Source organism: Pseudomonas sp. S5D5 (assembly GCF_003013355.1).
GTDB classification, from domain to species: Bacteria; Pseudomonadota; Gammaproteobacteria; order Pseudomonadales; family Pseudomonadaceae; genus Aquipseudomonas; species Aquipseudomonas aylmerensis.
The window spans coordinates 3,652,421-3,671,607 of sequence record NZ_PTEO01000001.1; the positions used below are offsets into that span (position 1 = coordinate 3,652,421).

The window sequence follows — 19,187 nt, forward strand, 5'->3', positions numbered from 1 at the left end:
TCTTGTCCAACCCAACTCCTCAACCGGCTTCGCCACCCCGCGCCTTGCGCTGGGCCGTGGCGGGCTCGGTGGTCGTGATGATCGCCGCCGGCGGCCTGTTCTATTACGCCTCGCAGCTGGCTGCCAGCAAGCGCCAGGCCAACCACAATGAAATCGCCGTGACCATTCATGGCCACGCCTGCGAGCCCAACGAGCTGACCGTACCGGCTGGCCGTGCGAGCTTTCGCATCATCAACCGCTCGGACCGGGCGGTGGAATGGGAAATCCTCGACGGCGTGCTGGTGGTCGAAGAGCGCGAAAACATTGCGCCGGGCCTGAGCCAGGTGATCAACGCCAACCTGTTGCCCGGCGATTACGCGATTACCTGCGGCTTGCTGAGCAACCCGCGCGGCACCTTGCATGTGACGCCAACGGCGGAGTCCGATGCCCAGGCCAAGGCCAAGCCGTCGATGGTGGCGTTTATCGGCCCGCTGTCGGAGTTTCGCGTGTACCTGAGCAGCCAGGGCAGCGCGCTGGTCAAGGCGGTGACCGCGCTGCAGCAGGCAATCGACGCCGGTGACCTGGCCCAGGCGCAGGCCCTGTATGTGCCGGCCCGCGAGGCTTATCAACGGTTGGCGCCGGCTTCACAGCGCCTGGCCGAGTTAGACAACGCCATCAACGCGCGTGCCGATTACTTCGAAAAGCGTGAACAGGACCCGGCCTTCAGCGGCTTCCACCGCCTCGAATACAGCCTGTTCCAGCAACGCACCGTCGAGGGCCTGGCCCCGGTTGCGCAGCGCCTGCTGACCGACGTCACCACCCTCAAGCAGCAGTTGCTGGCCCAGTCGCTGCCGCCGGAGCAACTGGTGGGCATCGTGGTGCGCAACCTCAACAGCCTCGCCGACGTGCGCGCCCTCAGCGGTGAGGAAGAGCGCTACAGCCATATCGACTTGAATGGCTTTGCCGCCAACCTCGAAGCCGCGCACAAAGTGGTCGAGCTGATGCGTCCGCTATTGACCAAATCCGCCGCTGACCTGCTGCCGAAAGTCGACAGCGCCCTCGCCGCCCTCGATGCCGAGTTGCAAGGCTTCAAGGTCGACAAAAGCTACGCGACGTATGACAGCGTCACCGCCGATCAGCGCAAGCAGATCGCCGACAAGGCCAAGGCTCTGGCCGCTGCACTCGATGGAATTGACCCAGCCCTTGGCCTCTCCGGCCTGCAGTGAAGACGACCGTACCCATGAGTGATTCAGAACAATTTTCCGCACAGCGCCGCCGTGTCCTGCTGGGCATGGCCGCGACCGGCGCCGCGATTGCCGGCAGTACCCTGACCTGCCCGGCCATGGCGGCCGCCGCCGAGCAAGTCACCACCGCACCGCGCAGTGACAAGACCCAGGACCACCACGATTATTTCGGCAAGCACCAGAGCGGCATCGTCACCCCGCGCCCGGCCTGCGGGATGCTGGTGGCATTCGATGTATTGGCCAGCGACCGCGAGGACCTGGAGCGCCTGTTCCGCACCTTGAACGAGCGCATCAGCTTCCTGATGACCGGCGGCACTGTGCCGCAAGTCGATCCGAAGTTGCCGCCCACCGATTCCGGGATTCTCGGCCCGGTGGTCACCCCGGACAACCTGACCATCACCGTGTCCGTTGGCGAATCGCTGTTCGATGAGCGCTTTGGCCTCACCGCCGCCAAACCCAAGCGCCTGAGCCGCATGGTCGGTTTCCCCAACGATGCGCTGGAACCGGCGCAGTGCCATGGCGACCTGAGCCTGCAGTTCAGCTCGAACACCCCGGACACCAATATCCACGCCCTGCGCGACATCGTGAAGAACCTGCCCGACCTGCTGCTGGTGCGCTGGAAGCAAGAAGGCAGCGTGCCGCCCCAGGCACCGAGCAAACCCGGAGAGCCGGCGCAGAGCGCGCGCAATTTCCTCGGTTTCCGTGACGGCTCGGCCAACCCGAACTCCAACGACGACACGGCGATGAACCAGATCGTCTGGGTGCAGCCCGGCAGCGACGAACCCGCCTGGGCGGTGAACGGCAGCTACCAGGCCGTGCGCATCATCCGCAATTTCGTCGAACGCTGGGACCGCACGCCGCTGCAGGAGCAGGAAAGCATCATCGGCCGCGTCAAGACCACGGGCGCGCCCATGGACGGCCATCAGGAAACCCAGGTGCCGGACTACAGCAAGGACCCCGAAGGCAAGTTGACCAAGCTCGATGCCCACATCCGCCTGGCCAACCCGCGCACCCCGCAGACTCAGGCCAACCTGATCCTGCGTCGGCCGTTCAACTACTCCAACGGCGTCAATAAAAACGGTCAGCTGGACATGGGGCTGCTGTTCATCTGCTACCAGGCTGACCTGGAGAAAGGTTTTATCAGTGTGCAAACCCGGCTCAACGGCGAGCCCCTGGAGGAGTACCTCAAGCCGGTCGGCGGCGGGTATTTCTTCACCTTGCCAGGCGTCACCGGGCCCAAGGATTTCATTGGGCGCACGCTGCTCGCTGCAACGCATCCTCAAACCACTGCCAACACCTAAAACAAACCCAGAGCGGAAACCGTCCCATGAAGAAGTCGACCCTCGCGTTGTCGTTGTTTATGACCCTCTCGCCGCTGGCAGCCTTCGCCGCCACGGCGCCGTTGGACCTGGTAGGCCCGGTTTCGGACTACAAGATCTACGTCACCGAAGAAATCGGCGAGTTGGTGACCCAGACCCAGGCGTTCACCGACGCCATCAACAAGGGCGACCTGGCCACCGCCAAGAAGCTCTATGCACCGACCCGTGTGCACTACGAGTCCATCGAGCCGATCGCCGAGCTGTTCAGTGACCTGGATGCCTCGATCGACTCCCGTGTCGACGACCACGAGAAAGGCGTGACGGCCGAAGACTTCACCGGTTTCCACCGCATCGAGTACGTGCTGTTCTCGCAGAACACCACCAAGGGCCTGGAGACGCTGACCGCCAAGCTCAACACCGACGTCAATGATCTCAAGACCCGCGTCGATGGCCTGACCTTCCCACCGGAAAAAGTCGTCGGCGGCGCCGCAGCGCTGCTGGAAGAAGTCGCCGCTACCAAGATCTCCGGCGAAGAAGACCGCTACAGCCACACCGACCTTTACGACTTCCAGGGCAACATCGACGGCGCGAAGAAAATCGTCGACCTGTTCCGTGGCCAGATCGAGAAGCAGGACAAGGCGTTCCTGGCCAAGGTCGACAAGAACTTCGCCACCGTGGACAAGATCCTGGCCAAGTACAAGACCAAGGACGGCGGCTTTGAAACCTACGACAAGGTCAAGGAAAACGATCGCAAGGCGCTGGTTGGCCCGGTCAACACCCTGGCCGAAGACCTGTCGACCCTGCGCGGCAAGCTGGGCCTGAACTGATCAGGCGCACCTGACCTCCCGCGCCGGGCGCGGGAGGTCGGCGGCTCAACGGGCCGGCTGGAACCCGTTCAGTGGTGTGCCGAAAGGTTTGCCACTGCGCGGGTCAATCGCATACCAGCGACCATTGTAGGGTGCCGCGTGCACGTCCACCGCTTCATAGCGCCCAGCCCTTCCCGCTGTCGGCATGCCGCCAGATGCCTCAGTACTGCTCGCCTGCCCGGCAGCGATGAGTAAATAGGCGCGCAGCTTCTCCTCGGCCGTGACCATATGCGGCATCACCTTGCCCCACTTCAACGCGCCCCCGGCCAGCAATACCGGCAACTTCACCACCCCCTTGATCGCGGCATTGATCAACTGCGGGTAACCATCCAACGGATTCAGCGCCGCACTGCTGAACAAAGCGGACTGCCGGACGAAGTCGAACGCACGATCGCTGAAGCTTGCTGCAGACTTTAACGGCGCCAACGTTACAGCGGCAGGCTTGAACCGCGTGGCCAGCCGACTCGGCACCAGGGCCTTGGCCGAGCGGATCAGCCCACGCGCTTGCCCACCCGCACCAATGGCCACGCCAGCAACATCCAGCGCCAGGTTAGCCAGGCCGGCACCGATATTGCCTTGCTTGAACTCCTGATACGCGCCCACGAAGGGTACGAACCCCAACAGAAATGCATGCTCGCGGGCCCGCTCTTCGCGGCGTCGCTCCAGTGGCAGCGGTTCGCTCGCGCGTTGCAACATCGACTCGGTGGATTGGTAAAAATTGTCCTGGGCAATCCTGTCGGCAATGCTTTGCGTCTTTCGTGAGGCATAAGTGTCCGGCACGTAGGATTGCGCCGTATGGTTGGCGGGCAATTCGCGCACAGGAAACTGAGGTCCCAACCCCTCCACGATGACCGTCGAGGGCTTCACATTGGGTCCCGTCGGAGCGCCGCCGGCATAGGCCTCGAGATCGAGAGGCATCCGTGTACCGCGTACCACCGGCAAATACACAAAGCCACGCGGTGATGGATAGCGCTCACGACGAATGACGCCATCCAGCTCGATGGTCTTGGGCAAATCCGTGCGCTTGATGATCTTGCCCTGGGCGAACAGCTCGAAATACACCACCTCGGGTCCATGCTCCACACGCATCAAGGTGCCTTGTCGCGCCCTGCGCGCGAGTCTCAGCGCTGCGGTTTCGCTGTGTTCGGTCACACCGGTTTCGGCACGCAAGGTGAACAGCTCGACCTTGCCCAGTTCCAGCAACCGGCGATCATCCAGCGGCAATTCGGCCAGCATCAGCTTGAGCTTGATGGCATAGGCCTGCTGAAGCTGATCCTGATGCTGGCCGACTGTAGTCTTCAGCACCCCGTCGAGTTCAGGCAGGCGGCGAATAAGCGTGTCGAGCCGGGTGCGCGCCGCTTCGGGAATCTGCGGTGTGCTGGCGGGCTGGTAAGGTGTCCTGGTCGCAGGCGGCGATGCGGGCATGTCTTCGCCGAGCACCCATTTGCCCGGCGTGAGGTCGCCCGTCATGTAGGTTTCGACCAACGAGCGGGTGCGCGGCTCCGAGATCGGCAGGTTGCGCCGGTCCTCGGCGCTGGCCAGTTGCACACTGAGGTTTTCCAGCTCGGCCGGGGTGGTGCCAGGAAACACACGCAGCAGCTCCTTGACGGCCAGGGCCCTGCGCGTCGGCAGCGGCGCGCTCGCACGCGTGAAGGCGCCGGCGGCCTCTTCCCGCTGTTGGAAAAATGCCCGCGCGGCGTCCTCGATATCCGCCTGCGAGTATTCACCGTCACTGCGCTGCCTGACGCTGCCGTTCAACACCCCCCAGTCCGCGAGGATCTTCAGCGCATTGAGTTGCATCAGCGTGGCCTGCTCGTCGCTGGTGGGCGCCAGCGTGGTCAGGGCACTGACCTGTTGCTCGTTCATCCTTCTCGACGTCCCCGGCGCGTGGTGATCCGCCAGTGCGCAGCCCAGGCGCAATTCCATCCAGGCCGGGGTGCCGAGGTGCACCGATTCCGGCACATCGTGCACCAGCATTTCCGGCGCTGCCTGGGCCAGGCAGAGCTGGGTCGCCACGACCGCCAGCTTGGGGTCCAGACCTTTGTGCTGCAGATGAAGCTCGATATCACGGCGCACGGCGCTGAAACTGCGGCCCATGTTCGAGGGCTGGTAGATCGAATAACCGCCGACCTCGCCAGGCTTGCCGGACATCGCGGGATCGACCTGCAGCTTGATCGCGGCAATCACCAACTGTTGGCGCAACACCTTGGGCAACGCCACGGCACCGCCTGGGCCGACCGGCCACTGCAGCGCGCTGGCCAGCTGTTCGGCGAATGCCAAGGCGTCCGGGCTGTCGAGCAGCCTGTCCAGGTGGCCCTGCGGATCCGCCTGCAGCGCTTGCAGCGTGACATTCGACAGTGCACGAAACTGCGTGCCGCCCAGGCGGGTACGGGCCATCGCACTCACATTTTGCCGGTCCTGCTCGGTCAGGGCGCCGGGCGTCCATGGCTGCGTGAGCAAGGCGCCGTAGTCCCCCAGGGGTGGCGGCGTCGGCAAAGAAGTGCGTAGCCAGGCAATCACATTGCGGGTTTCTTCCACGTTGCGCGGCGAGCCCAGCCCCTTCATATCCAGCAGTTGGCGAATATCCTGACGGGGCGTCGAATACACGCTATTGCCCAACGGCACGCTGAGTGCGGTCAGCGCCTTGAGTTCCTCGCCCAATGCGCGCTCTGCGTCGATGTGGTGGGTCAAGTCCAACCAGCCGCCGACCGGGCTCAGGCATTCCAGACGGCCTTCAGACACTCGAAACAGCGCGTCCGGCCAAGCGACACCTTCGCGCTCAAGCAGGCGGGTCATGTCTGCACGCGCGACAAACTGCTGCAAGCGCTGCATGGCAGCCTCGCTGTTCCGCGGCAAGGTCGAGGCCGGTGCGACGTCGCTGGCATGGCTCGACCAGTCCGTGCGCGCTGCCCGCGGCAGATGCTCAAGCTCGGCCTCAAGGCGATCGGCCAGGTCATCGCGCTCCTCCAGTTCTCCGATCACCTGCCATGTCTGCTCAAGGGCACTGGTGTTGATGTGGCTGACCAATGGGTGCGGCAGCCATAGCGCGTCGTCTTGCCCGATAAAAGGCAGCCCCTGGTCGGTAGGGTCGAGCAGTTCGCGAAGCGGCCGCAAGGTGCGCGAAACCTCGTTCCAACCGGAGTTGTCGGTCAGGCTGAAGCGGACTGCGCTGCGCACGCCCTCATGGTCGGCATAGCCCTCGACATGGTCACGGTGGAACGTCAGGGTTGCCGGTTCAAGGCGCTGCTCGACCATCCACTGCTGCAACAGTGGGCGGTTGAGCAACTGCTGGTACACGCGCAGCGCAGGGCCCGGGCGGCTGTCCGGCGGCACCTCGACCAAGGTGTGGCCGCTGATTTCAGCGGCAGCGATGCGCTCCGCCAACTGGGCGTCGGCAGCGGCGCCCCGGTCGCGATCCAGAGCGGGTAATCGCGTCCACTTGTCATCGGGTATGGGCGACTGCGCGACAGCGGTGCGCCGCCGGCGGGGGCCGGAGGGTTGAGCCCAGGCGGGCTCAGGTGCAGCAGTCACTGCGCTCGGAGGCAGCGCAGCGTGAGGAATGGGAAAAGGATTGCTCAGCGACATCAGCATAGGACAGGGCTCTCTCGGATACGGCCATAAGGACCAGGTCCGCCCATCCGTGAACGGTGAGAGCCACTGTAGGGACGCTACGCGCTAGCTGACTGTAAGCGCTATCCGATGCCCTTTACCCGTGCATTGCTGATGATTTCAGCGCGGACCTACAGGATTCGGTACAACAACCGCTCGATCCGCACGCGGCTGACGCGACGCAAAAACTTGCCCACGGCTTCCGGGTAATCCACCAGTGTCTGCAGATCCTGATAACGCTCGATCCGCGTGGTGTGCTGGAAAATCTGCGCCAGTTCGGTCCGCCGTGGGCCGAGCCACTGGCCTTGCGGGTCGTCGAGCAGCAAGGCGTTTTCCAGGTCGAGACGGAAGGCCCGTGGGTTGAGGTTGTTGCCGGTGAGCAAGGTGTAGCGCTGGTCGATCCACATGCCCTTGAGGTGGTAGGTGTTATCGCCGTCTCGCCACAGGTGCAGGTTCAATTGGCCGCTGTCGATCATCGGCTGATGGCGCTTGGCGAAACGGCGCAGGCTGATTTCATACAGGTAAGGCAGGGCCGAGATCACCTTGAATGGCTCGCTCGGCGGAATGTAGAAATCGTTGGCGGTCTTGTCGCCCACGATAATGTCGACCTTGACCCCGCGCGCCAACGCACGGTTGATTTCCCGGGTGACCGGCAAAGGCAGGTTGAAGTACGGCGTGCAGATGGTCAGTTGATGCTGGGCGCTGGCGATCAGCTCGAGAATCACCCGGTTCAGTGGGTTGTTCTTGCCCACCCCCAACAGCGGGCTGACAGACAGGTGGCCATTGGGCAATTGCCCCGCCGTGGTGTCGTAGGCCGCGTGTTTGAGACGGCTGCGCAGGTCGCCGATGTCGTTGCGCAGGCTGCGCGTCGTCGGCGGGTTCGGCAGGTCCAGGCGATGCACGGCCTTGGACGCCACCAAGCCATGCTCCACCAGATGTTGCATGGAGTCGGCCAGCGGTTGGCTGTGGATCAGGTGGTAACGGTCGAAGCGGTATTTGTCGAACTTGTGCAGGTACACGTTGTTGAGGCTGGCGCCGCTGTACAGCACGCTGTCGTCGATCACAAAGCCCTTGAGGTGCAACACACCGAACAGTTCGCGGGTTTGCACCGGCACGCCGTACACCGGTACTTCGCTGCTGTGGCTTTGCGTCATGGCCTGGTACCAGGCGCTGTTGCCCGGTTGTTTGCCGGCGCCGATCAGCCCGCGCTGCGCGCGCAGCCAGTCAACCACCACCACGATGTCCAATTCCGGCCGCGCCGCCTTGGCGGCGTGCAGGGCGTCGTAGATTTCCTGCCCCGCTTCGTCCTGCTGCAAATACAGCGCGACGATGTAGATACGCCGGGTGGCCTGGGGGATCTGTTCCAGCAGGCAGCGGCGGAATGCATCCGCGCCGGACAGCACGTCGATAGCGTCGGGAGAGAGAGGAAAACCGCGCAGTTTGGGCAACAGGGAGCGTTTGAAGAACGACGGCATAAGGCTCGCAATGGGTCGAATCCGAAGAGGCCCCGAGCTTACACCATGGGGGTGCTCAGGTCTCGTCGTCGCCGATGGAAAAAATTTAATTGACCAAGAAGAACGATCGTTCTACTGTTCGTCACATGAACGACTCACTGCGCAATGATACCCGCGACATTATCCTCGACGTCACCGAGAAGTTGATCTATCGCCATGGCATCGCCGCCACGGGCATGGACTTGCTGGTGAAAACCGCCGGGGTCTCGCGCAAGAGTATTTACCGTTACTTCGCCAATAAAGATGAACTTGTCATTGCCGCCCTGCACCGCCGCGATGAGCGCTGGATGCACTGGTTGCGCACTGAAGTGGAACGTACCGAGGGCAGCGGCGAACGCCTGCTGGCCGTGTTCAGCGCGCTTGAAACCTGGTTCGGCTCGGCGGACTTTCGCGGTTGCGCCTTTATCAATACCAGTGGCGAAACCGGCGACCCGCAAGACCCGGTCCGCCTGCTGGCCAAAGCGCACAAACAGAAACTGTTCGAGTACGTACTTGAACTGTGTGAAGCACATGGCACCCCCGACCCCGTACGGCAGGCCGCGCACTTGCTGATCCTGATCGATGGCGCCATTACCGTGGCATTGGTCATGGGCGATTCAACGGCTGCCGATAACGCGCGCTGCATGGCGCGAACGTTACTCGGGCTTTAATCCCCCAGGTCCGCCACTTTCGATCAATCCGTCCAAGGAGCTGCCCCCATGTCTTCTGCCGCAGAATCACGCCCACCGTTGCCACCGTTCACCCATGCCTCGGCCATCGAGAAGGTGCGCCTGGCTGAAGACGGCTGGAACTCCCGGGACCCGCAACGCGTGTCGCTGGCCTACACGCCGGACACCCAATGGCGTAACCGCGCCGAGTTCGTGCACAACCGCGAGGAAGCCCAGGCTTTTCTCACGCGCAAATGGGCCAAGGAGCTGGAGTATCGGCTGATCAAGGAACTGTGGGCTTTTACTGATAACCGCATCGCCGTGCGCTATGCCTATGAATGGCACGACGACTCGGGCAACTGGTTCCGCTCCTACGGCAACGAGAACTGGGAGTTCGACGAAAACGGCCTGATGGCCAACCGTTTTGCCTGCATCAACGACCTGCCGATCAAGGCAAGCGAGCGCAAGTTCCACTGGCCGCTGGGCCGGCGCCCGGATGAGCATCCGGGGTTATCGGAGCTTGGGTTGTAGGCTCGACGCTGCCCACCTGTGGGAGCGGGCTTGCTCGCGAAGGCGATGGTTCAGCCAACATCTTTAACGACTGACGCAGCGCTTTCGCAAGCAAACCCGCTCCCACATTGGTATATGCAGTGTCCGTCAGTCCTGGTTCAGCCCCACCTGATACAACACGCCGTTATCTTCATCCGTGAGCACATACAGGTAGCCATCCGGCCCCTGCCGCACGTCGCGAATCCGCGCCTTCAAGTCGCCGAGCAACCGCTCTTCGTGGACCACCTTGTCGCCGTCGAACTGCAGCCGGATCAACTCCTGGCTGACCAGTGCGCCAATAAACACGTTGTGCTGCCATGGCTTGAAGCGATCGGCATCATAGAACGCCATGCCGCTGATGCCCGGTGATTTTTCCCAGACGTGATGCGGCGGCACGGTGCCTTCCACGGTCTTGCCCTGGGCCTCGGGGATCGGTGTCAGCGAGTAATTGATGCCGTGGGTTGCCAGCGGCCAGCCGTAGTTCTTGCCGCGCTCGATGATATTGATTTCATCCCCGCCGCGCGGCCCGTGCTCGTTTTCCCAGATCGTGCCGCTCCACGGGTTGAGCGCCAGGCCCTGAGGGTTGCGCTGGCCGTAGGACCAGATTTCAGGGCGTACCCCGGCTTGGCCGACAAAGGGGTTGTCGTCCGGCACGCGGCCGTCCGGGTAGATGCGCACGACCTTGCCCTGCAGTTTGTCGAGGTCCTGGGCGGTCGGTCGATCGTTGTTTTCACCCAGGGTCACGAACAGGTAGCCATCGCGGTCAAACGCCAGGCGCGAACCGAAATGGTTGCCGGTGGAGAGCTTCGGCTCCTGGCGCAGGATCACCTTGAAATCGGTCAAGCCGCTGAGGTCTGGCGCCAGGCGGCCACGGCCGACGGCGGTGCCGGCTTTACCGTCCTTGCCGCCGCCTTCAGCGTATGAAAGGTAGACCAGTCGGTCCTGTTTGAAGTCCGGCGACAGCACCACATCGAGCAAGCCGCCCTGCCCCTTGGCCCACACCTGCGGCACGCCCGTCAAGGGTGCCGACAGCTTGCCGTCCGGGCTGACAAAGCGCAGGTGGCCTGGCCGCTCGGTAACCAGGAAGCCTTGCTTATCCGGCAGAAACGCCACCGCCCACGGATGGTCGAGGCCCTTGGCGATAGGGGTGGCGGTGATGCTGCCTTGTTCGCTGGGAAACTGCTGGGCATCGGCCGCATACACGGCGGTCAGTGGCAGCAAAGTGGTTGCGCACAGCGCGGCTAACAGGGTTTTACGTACAAACATAAGCAGAGTCCTTACCGGCGATTGCCGTTGGCATCATAGGTGGGGGCTTTGGTTTCGGTGGCCGGACGGCTCGGCGCGGCGTTGCGCTGGGGATAGCGATTGCCGATGCCACCGTTTTCCAGGGTCGGGGTGCGCTGGGTCGGGCCGGTCTGGATACCCCGGGTCAACGGCGCAGTGGGCTGGGTGCCCTGCATGCTGTTGGGGTTGGCCCGGTGAATCGGGCTGTTATTGGAGTCGCTTGAGCCCGGCAGGCTTTGCGCCTGGGCCAACGGCAGCAGTGCCAGGCCCAACGCCAGCACTGCGAGGTGACGCACACAGCTGTTCATGACAAAGCCTCTCTGGGGCGAGGGTTACGTGCTTTCGATAACACGCTACGCCTTGGGTTCGGCTTTCGACACTAAATACTTTCTCATCAGGTGTAACACGATCTGTCCGCGTATCTGGCGGGGGAAACTTTTCCCGCGACCTTCGAGTCACCAGAACACAGCCCCTGCTTAAGGAATCGTACGTATGCCACGCTCTATCTGGAAAGGTGCCATCAGCTTCGGCTTGGTACACATCCCGGTGTCACTGGTCTCGGCCACCTCCTCCCAAGGTGTGGATTTCGACTGGCTGGACAAGCGCAGCATGGACCCGGTCGGCTACAAGCGCATCAACAAGACCACCGGCAAGGAAGTCACCAAGGAGAATATCGTCAAAGGGGTGGCCTTCGAGAAAGGCCGCTATGTGGTGCTCAGTGAAGACGAGATCCGCTCGGCCCACCCCAAGTCGACCCAGACCATCGAAATCATCGCCTTCGTCGACAGTGACCAGATCCCCCTGCAGAACATCGATACGCCCTACTTCCTGGCCCCGGACAAACGCGGCGGCAAGGTCTACGCCCTGCTGCGCGAAACCCTGAAGAAAACCCGCAAGGTCGCCCTGGCCAATGTGGTGCTGCACACCAAGCAGCACCTGGCGGCGCTGATGCCCCTGGAGTCGGCGCTGGTCCTGGTGATGCTGCGTTGGCCCGCCGAAGTGCGCAGCCTGGATGAACTCGAACTCGGCAGCGACGTGACCAAGCCCAACCTGGCCAAGGGCGAGCTGGACATGGCCAAGCGCCTGGTGGAAGACATGAGCGCCGACTGGCAGCCCGAGGAATACCGCGACAGCTTCCAGGAAAAAATCATGGCACTGGTGGCGAAGAAGGCCAAGGCCGGCAAGATCGAAGATGTGGAATCCCAGGAAGGCAGCGAGGAGCGCAAGTCTGCCGACGTGATCGACCTGACGGAATTGCTCAAGCGCAGCCTGGCCGGCAAACCGGCGGCGAAAAAGCCGGCCGCGAAAAAATCCACCAAAAAGGCTTCTTGAGCCTGCCATACGCTGGAGCACGCCATGGCAAAGCCTTTGAGCGAATACAACCGCAAGCGCGATTTTGAAATCACCGCCGAACCGTCAGGCAGCACGCCGACCGGCAAACGCAAGGCCTCGGCGCTGAGCTTCGTGATCCAGAAACATGCCGCGCGCAACCTGCACTATGACTTTCGCCTGGAGCTGGACGGTGTGCTGCTGAGTTGGGCGGTTCCCAAGGGCCCGAGCCTGGACCCGAGCCAGAAACGCCTGGCGGTGCACGTTGAAGATCACCCGCTCGGCTATGGCAGCTTCGAGGGCAGCATCCCCGCCGGCCAATACGGGGCCGGCGATGTCATCGTATGGGATCGCGGCGTGTGGCAACCGCATGACGAGCCGCGCAAGGCCTACGCTGCCGGCAAGCTCAAATTCACCCTGGTCGGTGAAAAACTCTCGGGCGACTGGACGCTGGTGCGTACGCGCCTCAAAGGCAGCGGCGACAAAGAACAATGGCTGCTGATCAAGGAAAAAGACCCGCAGGCACGCCCTGCCGCCGAGTACGACATCGTTGCGGCCGAGCCTGACAGCGTCCTCAGCGACGCATCCCTAGGCACTCCGAAGCCAACCGCAAAACCCAAGGCCAAGGCCAAAGCCAAGCCGAAGAAGGCTGCAACCGCCCTCCCCGAGCAATTTTCCCCGCAGCTGGCGACATTGGTCGACCGCGCCCCCGAAGGCGACTGGCTGTATGAAATCAAGTTCGATGGCTACCGCATGCTGGCGCGCATCCGCGATGGCGAGGTGCGCTTGTTTACACGCAACGGCCACGACTGGACCGAGCGCCTGCCGCGCCAGGCCAAGGCCTTGCAAGCACTCAAGCTCAAGGACAGCTGGCTCGACGGCGAAATGGTAAGCCTGAATGGCGACGGCCTGCCAGACTTCCAGGCGTTGCAGAACGCCTTTGATGTCGGCCGCAGCCTGGATATCGTCTACTACCTGTTCGACGCGCCATTCCTCAACGGCGCGGACCAACGCGAGGCGCCGGTGGAGCAGCGCCGGGCCGCCCTCAAGACTGCGTTGTCCGGCAGCCGCAGCAAACTGCTGCGTTTCTCCGAAGCGTTCGCCGCCAACCAGCGCGATATTTTCGAGAGTGCCTGCGACCTGGCTCTGGAGGGCGTGATCGGTAAACGTGCGGGCAGCCCTTATAGCTCCAGCCGCAATGCCGACTGGATCAAGCTCAAGTGCCGGCTGCGCCAGGAGTTCGTGATTATCGGCTACACCCGGCCCCAGGGTTCACGCAGCGGCTTTGGCGCCCTGCTGCTGGCCGTCAATGATGACAGCGGCCTGGTCTATGCCGGGCGGGTCGGCACCGGCTTTGACCAGGCTGCGTTGAAAACCATCTACGCCCAGCTCACGCCCCTGGAACGCAAGGCCTCCCCATTGGCAAAACCCCTGACCAGTGCTCAGGCGCGTGGCGTGCACTGGGTGGAGCCGACATTGGTCGGCGAGGTGCAATTCGCCGAGTGGACCCGCGAAGGCGTGGTACGCCAGGCCGCGTTTGTCGGGATGCGCAGCGACAAGCCCGCCGCACAGATCATCCATGAGCAGCCGCGCACGGCGAAATCGCTGAAAGCCCCCAAGGCCTCCAGTGCGAAAAAAACCAGCGACGGGGTGAACATTACGCACCCCGAGCGGATCATCGACACCCAAAGCGGCACGCAAAAGCAGCAACTGGCCGCGTTTTACCAGAGCATCAGCGAGTGGGTCCTGCCCTTCCTGCGCCACCGGCCCGTCTCATTGCTGAGGGCACTCGAAGGCGTCGACTGCGAGCAGTTCTTCCAGAAGCACTCGGAGCGCCTGGCCATTCCCAACATCAAGCAGCTGGACCTGTCACTGGACCCAGGCCACGCCCGCCTGATGGAAATCGACAGCCCTCGCGCGCTGCTCGGGGCCGTGCAAATGGGCACCATCGAGCTGCATACCTGGGGCGCCACCACGGACAAGATCGAGACGCCGGACCTGTTTGTGCTGGACCTCGACCCGGACCCCGCACTACCGTGGAAAACCATGCTGGAAGCGGCGCAGCTGACCCTGTCGGTGCTTGACGAACTGGGCCTGGAGGCCTACGTCAAGACCAGCGGCGGCAAGGGCTTGCACCTGATCGTCCCGCTGGCGCGACGCGATGGCTGGGACACGGTGAAAGCCTTCGCCAAGGCTGTCGCGCAGTTCATGACCGCACAACTGCCAGAGCGTTTCACCGCCACCTCCGGGCCAAAGAATCGTGTCGGCAAAATCTTTATCGATTACCTGCGCAACGCGCGAGGCGCCAGTACGGTGGCGGCCTATTCCGTACGGGCACGCCCGGGCCTGCCGGTATCGGTACCGGTAAGTCGCGATGAGTTGAAGGGGTTGCGCGGTGCGCAGCAATGGACGGTGGCCAACCTGCAGGAACGCTTGAATAGCCTGAAGAGTGACCCGTGGGCGGGCTATGCCAATCGGCAGAAGATCACCCGCAAGATGTGGGACAAGCTGGGCGCGACACCACCGGAGTGAGTCGTGCCCTTGCCCGGTGTCAGATCAGCACGAAGATCAACGCCAGTGCAGCGAAGATCGCCCACTTTTCCAGGTAGTAGCGCGTACGGTTGCGCTTTTTCAGTTCCTTGCCGCGCAGGCGGATCTTGTACAGGCGCGTAAACGCACGGTTCAGCCCGCCGGTCTTGTCCCCATCGTCGTTGGGCGAGCCGGCGGCGGCCATCACGTTGCGGCTGAACCAGCGATTGAAGGCGGCGGCCCAGCGGTATTTCATTGGCCGCTCGATGTCGCAGAACAGGATGATGCGGTTCTGCTGCGTGGTGTTTTCGGCGTAGTGAATGTAGGTCTCGTCAAACATCACCGGCTCGCCATCGCGCCAGTAGTAATTCTCGCCATCCACATTGATGTAGCAGCCAGGATCGTTCGGCGTCTCCAGGCCCAGGTGGTAGCGGTACGACCCGGCATACGGATCACGGTGACGCACCAGTTTCGAGCCTGGTGGCAGCTCGGCGAACATGGCCGCCTTGATCGAGCCGATGCTCTGCACCAGTTCGGTGGTGCGCGGGCACAGCTTCATCGCCGACGGGTGGCTGTCGCCATACCACTTCAGGTAGAAACGCTTCCAGCCAGACTTGAAAAACGAGTTGAAGCCGACGTCGTTGTATTGGTCGGAACGCTTGATTTCGCCGGCCCGCATCAGGTTCTGGCCTTCCTGGCGGATTTCCTCCCAGTGCTCCTGCAACGGGCTCAGGTCGGGAAAATCACTCGGCGACAGGTACGGTCGGCTGGGCAGCTTGGAGAAGAGGTAGAGAAAGCAGTTGATCGGTGCAAGGAAGGTCGAGTGATCGCTGAGCTGACGGCCCAGCTTGTGCCGCACTCGACCGCGCAGGTGTACATACGCGATGGAGGCAACGTAGAGAACAACAATGATGAGTTTCAAGGGATTTCGTCACAAGTCAGAAGAGAACAGGCTGCTCCTGCGCGCCCACAACGGCCGAGGATGGATAGCAGCACCTGAAATCACAATTCACACAATCGGCACCAAGCCTGGTTGACAACCTGGTTCGTGGCCATTGGCAGTTATTTAGCCACAAGTTGTAACCAAAAGTTAACTAAGAATTGTGAAAAGCTGTCTTGTGAATGTGATGGGCGACGACCTCGGCGGGCAGGCTTTACAGCCCGCCCGCGAGGTGTCTGGCCCGCGCTAGCGCAGCGGGAGACGGCGATCGGCGGTCACCGAAAAAGGCCCGTTTTCACGTCGCACCTGCGCGAAGTGGGTAATCAATGCCAGCAATATACCCAGCAGCAGCCCGGCCACCACGCTAAGGGCGATAATCAACGCGCCCTTGGGTTTTATCGGGTTCAGCGGTTCCTGGGCCTGGCGGTCCACCGTCACCAATTTCAACGTACTCATGTCGATGTTGAGGCTGCGCAGCCGGGCCTCTTCTGCCCACAAGGGCTCCACGTTCTGCAGGAATATGTCCTCATTCTTGCGATCGTTGAGCACCTCGACCTCACGATTCACATCAAGCATGCGCAGTTCCTTGCTGATCTCGGCGACACGACTGTTGGTGAAATCATCGTTGGTACGCCGTTGCAGTGCCTTGCGCTCAGCTTCCAGGACTTCCGTACCCATGAAATACAGCGGCAGCTTCTGGTTGGTCACCACGGTGCGCATGACCTGGCTGGATCTACCGGAAGCATCAGCGCCCATGGCCGAGGGCGCAGTGGGAGTCCGGATGCCGACAGCCCTGGCAATCGAGATCGCCTCGTCGAGTTCCGCCAGGTGACTGGTACGCTCCATCTTCAGTTGCAAGTGCAAGGCGCTGAGTTCGTCCTGCAGTCGCGCGCGCTTGACCTTATCGTCCTCCAAAAGCCTGGCGATTTTCGCCGCCTTGGCGGTTTCGTAATTGCTCCGCGCCGCGTCAATTTTGCCCTTCAGCTCATTGAGACGGTTGTTGACGATCACCTTGAAATCCGCGCCCACCTGGCTGCGCTCCTGCGCAATCGCGTAGTCGACGAATCCGTTGAGAATCGCCACGCCGTCAATGCCCGTGGGGTACTGCATCTCCACCCGGATCGAACTGTTGAGGGGTTCGGATTTTTTCGGATCCGGCAACATCAGGTTGATGGCATTGCGATTGAACGCTTCAAAGCTCTGCTCCAGGCTTCGCCCTGGACGCTGGAACGCTTCGAACAGTGCCGGGTTAGCCCGGAAAAAACCCAGGCGGGCCTCGTAAGAGTCCAATTGCATGCCCACCTTGGCCAATGCCTCGGCGGGCGGCAGCCGGTAGACGTCAGAGCGATTCAGGGCATCCAATTCATTGATCGCTGCAGGCCGAAGCACACTGCTCACCTGGTAAACCCTGGGTGCCAGAAACGCGTAGCCTACTCCCAGAAGGCCCGCCAGAATCGTGCAACCGATGACCCGTTTCTTGTGCTTCCAGATCGCGTGAAACAGTTCAAATAGATCAATCTCGTCCGACGGTAAATGTTGATGGAGCTGGGGAGTGTTATTCAAGATTCATACACCCTGATGAGTTGAAATCCAGTGCCCAAAAAATCAAACCTGGATAACGACTGAATAAACAGGGGGCAACGTCCGGGCACACGATACACATGGCCCTCTGCCGGCAGAGGGACCACCCAATTGATTGAACCTTCACACCTGACGGCGTGACGTTTCATTTCAGTTACCCGGGTGTCATGACTGGCAGACACCCGGAGCATAGACGGTCCGTTACGAGACGTTACCCGGCGGCCAGGCAAAGTAACGCTAATTGCCTGTCGGGAAAGGAAAAATTACATTTAAACCTGAAAAATAAGACAATTCCTACACGCGGTTAAGCTTCTGGTACGCAAACCTGCCACATTGTCCCTAACGACCAGCGATTGGTCCTTCAGCAAAAAGGAATTTGTATGTCATCCATTTCAGACCCGGATTTTCTAGCCCTGCAAGGTGCCTGGGAGCAGACCTCACTCGAAGACAACGGCGTGCTCAATCCCCCCGACGCCCACACCGCTCCTGGAGCAATCACCACGATTACCGGCGAGCACTTCGAAGTGAAGACCGTCAGTGGCGAGGTATTGCTGGCTGGGCGGTTTTCCCTGGACAGCACCACGGTTCCCAAGAGCATTACCTGGGTGGACTCCATAGGAGAGGATGCCGGCAAGCAATTGCCCGCCAGTTATCGCCTCGAAGGGGATGAGTTTGTGTTTATTGCCGCAGATGAAAGTATGCCCAGGCCCCTCTCGTTCAGTACTGGCCCAGGTCAAACCATGCGCACTTTCGTACGCCGTACTTGACCCCGGCTCATCCGAACTTTCGACAGCATTTTCACAAAGCCTTCACTTGCGGGTCTATAGGGTGAAGCCTACCTACTCCAGTGAATCCCTTAGCCCGCCTCTCCTCGCGGGCTTTTTTTGGCCGCTCGGAAAGCCCCGAATCAGGGAGCACGCTTGGTCGCGGCGAGGGTAAAACACAGGGGTAATTGCGCAGGCTGGTGCTCGTACTGGTCGTAGAGTTCTTCGCGATTGGAGTGGCCGTATTCCTGCAGGTGGCTGATCTGCAGCTGCGCGTCAATCGCGGCACTGACCACATCCCCCAGCGTATGCACATACCAATAGGAGGTCGGCCCGGCCACTTCGCCCTGCCCTTCATAGACAATCGACTCCTGCAGCACAAACGGCTCACGCTGGAAGTACGAATGGGCGGGCAGTAGCGGATTTTGCGCGCGGGGGTCGAACACCTCCAGGAACGGATGGGTTTCATACATCACCAGCGTGCCGCCGGGCTTCAAGGTGTCGGCGACATGACGCATGAACAGTGCCACATCCGGCATCCAACCCAGCACACCGATGGTCACCAGGGCAATATCAAATCGCCCGTGCAGGTGGTGCGGCAACTGGTGAATATCGCTTTCGATAAATTCCGGGCTGTGCGGAGAAACCGCAGCCAGCTCATGGGCCTGCTGCAAAAACGCCCGGGATTGGTCGATTCCCACCACCGAACGCGCGCCCAGGCCGAACAGTGACAGGCTTTCGCGACCGTTGTTGCAGCACAGTTGCACCACGTCCTTGCCCGCGATGCCGATGTCGTGCAGCAAGCCGGTGATGGTGGGGTCCAGGCAGGAAAAATCCGCAGCGCCGACCCGGCTGAGCAGCGCGTTCCAGGTGTCGGTGGTCCTGTGCAGGCCGGCGGATTGGTCCCAGGCATCCTTGTTAGAGGTAATCGCCTGCTGAGCTGAGGGCATGTCCATTGCGTCTCCAGATAATTGTTACAGCGAGGGACTGAAAATAAGCCAAGAGCCTGCGGATTAAAACCCCGGAAGACGTA

Annotated in this window: 15 protein-coding genes; 8 read left to right on the forward strand and 7 right to left on the reverse strand. The window is 61.8% G+C overall.

Translation table 11 applies throughout. From position 1 onward, the window contains the following. The first annotated feature begins 2 nt into the window (after positions 1-2). From efeO (C9990_RS16750) to efeO (C9990_RS16760), 3 genes are read left to right on the forward strand one after another with little or no spacing between them, the layout of a single operon-like run. Positions 3-1,205, forward strand: coding sequence for an iron uptake system protein EfeO (gene efeO, locus C9990_RS16750; RefSeq protein ID WP_065905023.1), 1,203 nt, complete (start codon positions 3-5; stop codon positions 1,203-1,205). 14 nt (positions 1,206-1,219) lie between these two features. After that, a complete protein-coding gene (gene efeB, locus C9990_RS16755) occupies positions 1,220-2,524 on the forward strand; it encodes an iron uptake transporter deferrochelatase/peroxidase subunit (RefSeq protein WP_106804003.1) in 1,305 nt (434 codons plus the stop codon). A 26-nt stretch (positions 2,525-2,550) separates the two neighbouring features. Continuing rightward, on the forward strand, positions 2,551-3,369 hold the full coding sequence (gene efeO, locus C9990_RS16760; protein WP_106804004.1) for an iron uptake system protein EfeO: 819 nt from the start codon (positions 2,551-2,553) through the stop codon (positions 3,367-3,369). Between the two features lie 45 nt (positions 3,370-3,414). Here the strand turns inward: efeO (C9990_RS16760) and C9990_RS16765 are convergent, their stop codons facing one another. Both C9990_RS16765 and pssA read right to left on the reverse strand, forming a co-directional pair. Next, on the reverse strand, positions 3,415-6,939 hold the full coding sequence (locus tag C9990_RS16765) for a hypothetical protein (protein WP_157955086.1): 3,525 nt from the start codon (positions 6,937-6,939) through the stop codon (positions 3,415-3,417). A gap of 209 nt (positions 6,940-7,148) precedes the next feature. Continuing rightward, the gene (pssA, locus tag C9990_RS16770) at positions 7,149-8,492 is read right to left on the reverse strand and encodes a CDP-diacylglycerol--serine O-phosphatidyltransferase (protein WP_106804006.1); all 1,344 of its coding nucleotides are present in this window, start codon (positions 8,490-8,492) and stop codon (positions 7,149-7,151) included. 125 nt (positions 8,493-8,617) lie between these two features. Here pssA and C9990_RS16775 point away from each other — a divergent pair, with 125 nt between their 5' ends. Beyond that, positions 8,618-9,181 carry a TetR/AcrR family transcriptional regulator gene (locus C9990_RS16775; protein ID WP_106804007.1) on the forward strand — a complete coding sequence of 188 codons (564 nt, stop codon included), beginning with the start codon at positions 8,618-8,620 and terminating at the stop codon, positions 9,179-9,181. 48 nt (positions 9,182-9,229) lie between these two features. Further along, positions 9,230-9,709 (forward strand): nuclear transport factor 2 family protein, encoded by a 480-nt coding sequence (locus C9990_RS16780; RefSeq protein WP_106804008.1) that lies wholly within the window; start codon positions 9,230-9,232, stop codon positions 9,707-9,709. A 126-nt stretch (positions 9,710-9,835) separates the two neighbouring features. Here C9990_RS16780 and C9990_RS16790 read toward each other — a convergent pair whose 3' ends face one another. After that, complete coding sequence (locus tag C9990_RS16790; protein WP_106804010.1) at positions 9,836-10,993, reverse strand: PQQ-dependent sugar dehydrogenase; 1,158 nt, start codon at positions 10,991-10,993, stop codon at positions 9,836-9,838. A gap of 11 nt (positions 10,994-11,004) precedes the next feature. Continuing rightward, positions 11,005-11,319 (reverse strand): hypothetical protein, encoded by a 315-nt coding sequence (locus tag C9990_RS16795; protein ID WP_065905009.1) that lies wholly within the window; start codon positions 11,317-11,319, stop codon positions 11,005-11,007. 184 nt (positions 11,320-11,503) lie between these two features. On the opposite strand from C9990_RS16795, the gene C9990_RS16800 reads away from it, so the two are divergent. Together C9990_RS16800 and ligD are read left to right on the forward strand one after the other, a co-directional pair. Continuing rightward, the gene (locus tag C9990_RS16800) at positions 11,504-12,343 is read left to right on the forward strand and encodes a Ku protein (protein WP_065905007.1); all 840 of its coding nucleotides are present in this window, start codon (positions 11,504-11,506) and stop codon (positions 12,341-12,343) included. Between the two features lie 24 nt (positions 12,344-12,367). Beyond that, on the forward strand, positions 12,368-14,872 hold the full coding sequence (gene ligD / locus C9990_RS16805) for a DNA ligase D (RefSeq protein ID WP_106804011.1): 2,505 nt from the start codon (positions 12,368-12,370) through the stop codon (positions 14,870-14,872). 19 nt (positions 14,873-14,891) lie between these two features. Here the strand turns inward: ligD and lpxO are convergent, their stop codons facing one another. Together lpxO and C9990_RS16815 are read right to left on the reverse strand one after the other, a co-directional pair. Then, on the reverse strand, positions 14,892-15,791 hold the full coding sequence (gene lpxO / locus C9990_RS16810) for a lipid A hydroxylase LpxO (protein WP_065905003.1): 900 nt from the start codon (positions 15,789-15,791) through the stop codon (positions 14,892-14,894). 264 nt (positions 15,792-16,055) lie between these two features. Then, positions 16,056-17,372 carry a Wzz/FepE/Etk N-terminal domain-containing protein gene (locus tag C9990_RS16815; RefSeq protein ID WP_106804012.1) on the reverse strand — a complete coding sequence of 439 codons (1,317 nt, stop codon included), beginning with the start codon at positions 17,370-17,372 and terminating at the stop codon, positions 16,056-16,058. 398 nt (positions 17,373-17,770) lie between these two features. Between C9990_RS16815 and C9990_RS16820 the strand changes: the two genes are divergently transcribed. Next, positions 17,771-18,157 carry a TIGR03067 domain-containing protein gene (locus C9990_RS16820; RefSeq protein WP_106804013.1) on the forward strand — a complete coding sequence of 129 codons (387 nt, stop codon included), beginning with the start codon at positions 17,771-17,773 and terminating at the stop codon, positions 18,155-18,157. Positions 18,158-18,297: 140 nt separating this feature from the next. Here C9990_RS16820 and C9990_RS16825 read toward each other — a convergent pair whose 3' ends face one another. Beyond that, complete coding sequence (locus C9990_RS16825; RefSeq protein ID WP_106804014.1) at positions 18,298-19,110, reverse strand: bifunctional 2-polyprenyl-6-hydroxyphenol methylase/3-demethylubiquinol 3-O-methyltransferase UbiG; 813 nt, start codon at positions 19,108-19,110, stop codon at positions 18,298-18,300. Between the last annotated feature and the right edge of the window lie 77 nt (positions 19,111-19,187).

Bases quoted from the DNA above. Each gene is read 5' to 3' on its own strand.
- C9990_RS16780 (WP_106804008.1), top strand. From the start codon at position 9,230: ATGTCTTCTGCCGCAGAATCACGCCCACCGTTGCCACCGTTCACCCAT.
- C9990_RS16775 (WP_106804007.1), top strand. From the start codon at position 8,618: ATGAACGACTCACTGCGCAATGATACCCGCGACATTATCCTCGACGTC.
- efeB (WP_106804003.1), top strand. From the start codon at position 1,220: ATGAGTGATTCAGAACAATTTTCCGCACAGCGCCGCCGTGTCCTGCTG.
- pssA (WP_106804006.1), bottom strand. From the start codon at position 8,492: ATGCCGTCGTTCTTCAAACGCTCCCTGTTGCCCAAACTGCGCGGTTTT.
- C9990_RS16820 (WP_106804013.1), top strand. From the start codon at position 17,771: ATGTCATCCATTTCAGACCCGGATTTTCTAGCCCTGCAAGGTGCCTGG.
- C9990_RS16790 (WP_106804010.1), bottom strand. From the start codon at position 10,993: ATGTTTGTACGTAAAACCCTGTTAGCCGCGCTGTGCGCAACCACTTTG.
- ligD (WP_106804011.1), top strand. From the start codon at position 12,368: ATGGCAAAGCCTTTGAGCGAATACAACCGCAAGCGCGATTTTGAAATC.
- efeO (WP_106804004.1), top strand. From the start codon at position 2,551: ATGAAGAAGTCGACCCTCGCGTTGTCGTTGTTTATGACCCTCTCGCCG.
- C9990_RS16795 (WP_065905009.1), bottom strand. From the start codon at position 11,319: ATGAACAGCTGTGTGCGTCACCTCGCAGTGCTGGCGTTGGGCCTGGCA.
- C9990_RS16825 (WP_106804014.1), bottom strand. From the start codon at position 19,110: ATGGACATGCCCTCAGCTCAGCAGGCGATTACCTCTAACAAGGATGCC.
- C9990_RS16800 (WP_065905007.1), top strand. From the start codon at position 11,504: ATGCCACGCTCTATCTGGAAAGGTGCCATCAGCTTCGGCTTGGTACAC.